Source organism: Oleiagrimonas sp. (assembly GCF_027858935.1).
GTDB lineage: Bacteria > Pseudomonadota > Gammaproteobacteria > Xanthomonadales > Rhodanobacteraceae > Oleiagrimonas.
Genome location: NZ_JAQIBU010000194.1, coordinates 1 through 3,341 on the forward strand (window position 1 = coordinate 1; position 3,341 = coordinate 3,341).

Genomic DNA, 3,341 nt, shown 5'->3' on the forward strand with positions numbered 1-3,341 from the left:
ATGCTGCCGCTGGTGGCGCTTCTGTCCGTGCTGCAGACCCTGGTGGCGGCGTTCGCCAAGAGTTACCGCGAGGCGCAGACCTATCTGTCGATCCTGATGATCGTGCCGGTGCTGCCGTCATTGCTGCTCAGCGTGATTCCGGTGAAGTCGGCGGACTGGATGTACGCCGTGCCGCTGCTGGGTCAGCAGATGGGCATCACGGAACTGTTGCGTGGCGGCAGCGTCAGCGGTGTGGATATCGTCCTGAGCCTGCTCAGTGGTTTCGCGGCCACGCTGGTAGTGGGCCTGATCACCGCTCGCGTGTATTTGTCCGAACGCCTGGCGATCTCGGCCTGATGCTGCGTGCAAAGGTCGGGGGAGCGCAAGCGAACCCGACAACTTGCAGCAGCTGCCGGCAGCTGGCCATTCCGTGTTGGGCCTTGCACCGTTCTCCCCAACCTGCGCTGTCCGGGGCGAGGTGGTGTTACATCAGGGAGAAGTGGTCGAGCAGGAGCCGGGCGACTGCTTCGGGATGTTCCAGGTGCAGGTGGTGGCTGCCGTCCATGTGGTCGATGCGGATTGCGGGAATGACCGCTGCACGCGCGCGCAACATGTCTTCGGGCAGGTACGGGGTCTGCGGATGGGCCAGCAAAAGCCAGGTGGGTGCACTGATGCCGGCCAGCAGGGTGCGCACCTGCGATTCGGCCAGGCGGACCGGGGTGGGTTGGGTCAGCCGCGGATCACTGGACCAGCGGTAGCCGCCGTCGACCTCGACCAGGCCGCGTTCGACGATCGGTCGAGCCAGCGAAGCGTCCATCCGGCTGGCCCGGCTGCGGACCTGTACCGCGGCGTCGATGTCGGCAAAGGTGCGCAGGCGCGGTTCGCTTCTTGCCAGGCGACGGTCGGCGGCGTGGCGGAATCGCTCCAGGGTGTTGCCGGGATCGTCGGCCAGCGGACCAAGACCCTCGATCAGCGCCAACCGCCGCACGCGCTCCGGCGCGGCGGCGGCGACCAGGCTGGCCACTCCGGCGCCCAGGGAATGCCCGAGCAGGTCGAACTGCTCCAGCCCGAGCACGTCCGCAGCGGCCAGCACGGCCGCGACGTAGTCAGCGATGTGGTAGTGCACGAAAGCGCCGGGTGGCAGGTGCGCCGAACGGCCGTGGCCGGGCAGGTCCAGGGCGATTACGCGGTGGTGCAGCGCCAGCAGCGACGCCAGGCGGTCGAAGCTGGCGGCATTGTCGAGCCAGCCGTGCAGGGCGAGCAGCGGGGGCGCGTCGCGTGGGCCGTGCACCCGGGCGGCAAGTGGCAGTCCGGGAATCGCGACGGGTATGTCCGTTTCAGTCATGCGCACCGAGCTTGCCGGCGCGTTCGTGTGCGGCTGTCAGGCGACGGGCGGCTGCCTCGCCATCGTAATCGGGCGCACATTCGGGCCAGCCTTGCGTGTGACGCAGGACCAGGTCGGTGAGCGCCTGGACATGCTGTGCATCGTCATTCAGCGCCGGAATGTAGCGCAGCTCACGGCCGCCGGCCTCGAGAAAGAAGTCACGATTCTGCATGGCCACTTCCTCCAGTGTTTCCAGGCAGTCGACGGCAAAACCCGGGCTGATCACGTCCAGCACCCCGATGCCCGAGCGGCCCAGTTCGCGCACGGTTTCATCGGTGTAGGGATGCAACCAGCGTTCGCGGCCGACGCGCGACTGGAAGCTGACGGTGACATCCTCCGGACCCAGTTCGAGACGCTCGCGCAAAAGGCGCGCCGTCGCCTGGCACTGGCAGAAATACGGATCGCCGTTGCGTACGTAGCGTTCGGGAATGCCGTGGAAGGACAGCAGCAGGCGGTCGCCACGACCGTGCTTGTTCCAGTGCGACCGCACGCTCGCGGCCAGCGCGTCCAGGTAGCCCGTGTCGTCGTGGTAATCGTTGATGATGCGCAGCTCCGGCGGCCAGCGCAGCTCCTTGATGGCATCGGCCACGGCGTCCAGTACGGCCCCGGTCGAGGTGGCCGAATACTGCGGGTACATCGGCAGCACCAGCAGCCGGCGCACGCCTTCGCGCTGCAGCTGGGCAACACTCTGAAGCACACTCGGACGGCCGTAGCGCATCGCCAGGGCGACCCGGATCGGGCCGCTGCGCCGCTGGCTTAGCTCGGACTGCATGCCGCTGGCCACGGCCTCGCTGAAGACCCGCAGGGGGGAGCCCTTGTCGGTCCAGATCCTGGCGTAGGCTTCGGCCGAGCGTCGCGGACGGATGCGCAGGATGACGCCGTGCAGGATCAGTTTCCAGATCCAGCGTGGAATCTCGATGACCCTCGGGTCGCCAAGAAATTCGGCCAGGTACGGGCGCACGGCGCGCGCTGTGGGTGCTTCCGGGGTGCCCAGATTCACCAGCAGTACACCTGTCGCCGGTAGGCTGTCATGGCGGTAACCGGCAAGGCCGGTATAGTTGGACTTTGATTGCATCGGACAGGGAACCGCGAGGGTGTCCGTGCAGTCTGCCACAAGCGAACTTACGGCTGCTCCCGGTGCGTCCCGCCGGGTCATGGCCATCCGTCATGCCCTGGAGGCAACCATGTACAAACTGCGATTCCGGGCCTTGGTTCTGGCTGTTCTGACCGCGGCGTTCCTTCCTTTCACCGTGGCCCATGCCGATGACCGCAGCGAGGCATTCAAGCGGTCCTCCGATGCAGTGCGGGTGTTGCGGCAAATCCAGATGGCACCGGACAAGGCCATTCCACAGGACCTGCTGCGCCACGCCCGTGCCATCGTGGTGGTTCCCAACGTGATCAAGGCTGGCCTGGTGTTCGGCGGCAGCCATGGGCGTGGGCTGGTTTCGGTGAAGACCCCGAACGGGACCTGGTCCAACCCGGTCTTCATCAGCCTGACCAGTGCCAGCGTAGGCTTCCAGGCTGGCGTGTCGTCCACGGATGTGGTGCTGGTGTTCCGCACCCAGCACGGCGTTGATTCGCTGGTCGACGGCAAGTTCACACTCGGTGTCGATGCCGCCGCTGCCGCCGGTCCCGTCGGGCGCAACGCGCACGCTTCCACCGATGCACAGCTCAAGGCCGAGATCTACTCCTATTCGCGTTCGCGCGGCCTGTTCGCCGGAGTCTCCCTGAACGGTGCGGTGCTGAGCATCGACTACGCTGCCGACAAGGCCGTATACGGGCCGGGCATCACGCCACGGCGCATCTTCGAGGGCGGTGTCACCAACGTACCCAGCGCGGTGGTGGATTTCCGCGACAGCCTGGAGGAGTACACTGCGCAATAAGCGGATGCCGACGGTGTCCGACGGGCGTGTGCCAGGACGCGGCATGCTCCACCAACATCCTGTCTTGATGAGGAATTCCCGTGAGCGTAGGCCCC

At 66.6% G+C, this 3,341-nt stretch carries 3 protein-coding genes and 1 pseudogene; 2 read left to right on the forward strand and 2 right to left on the reverse strand.

Annotated elements, in window-relative coordinates:
• Positions 1-336, forward strand: a pseudogene (locus PF446_RS07200) (ABC transporter permease); the annotation flags it as partial.
• Between the two features lie 127 nt (positions 337-463).
• Here PF446_RS07200 and PF446_RS07205 read toward each other — a convergent pair.
• Both PF446_RS07205 and hemH read right to left on the reverse strand, forming a co-directional pair.
• Positions 464-1,324 carry an alpha/beta fold hydrolase gene (locus tag PF446_RS07205; RefSeq protein ID WP_298070633.1) on the reverse strand — a complete coding sequence of 287 codons (861 nt, stop codon included), beginning with the start codon at positions 1,322-1,324 and terminating at the stop codon, positions 464-466.
• Entirely contained in the window at positions 1,317-2,438 is a 1,122-nt protein-coding gene (hemH, locus tag PF446_RS07210; protein ID WP_298070635.1) for a ferrochelatase, read from the reverse strand. The genes PF446_RS07205 and hemH overlap by 8 nt, the downstream gene beginning before the upstream one ends.
• A 109-nt stretch (positions 2,439-2,547) precedes the next feature.
• Between hemH and PF446_RS07215 the strand changes: the two genes are divergently transcribed.
• A complete protein-coding gene (locus PF446_RS07215) occupies positions 2,548-3,246 on the forward strand; it encodes a lipid-binding SYLF domain-containing protein (protein ID WP_298070637.1) in 699 nt (232 codons plus the stop codon).
• Positions 3,247-3,341 lie beyond the last annotated feature (95 nt).

Coding starts and splice junctions, on each gene's coding strand:
- PF446_RS07205 (WP_298070633.1), bottom strand. CDS start 1,324: ATGACTGAAACGGACATACCCGTCGCGATTCCCGGACTGCCACTTGCC.
- hemH (WP_298070635.1), bottom strand. CDS start 2,438: ATGCAATCAAAGTCCAACTATACCGGCCTTGCCGGTTACCGCCATGAC.
- PF446_RS07215 (WP_298070637.1), top strand. CDS start 2,548: ATGTACAAACTGCGATTCCGGGCCTTGGTTCTGGCTGTTCTGACCGCG.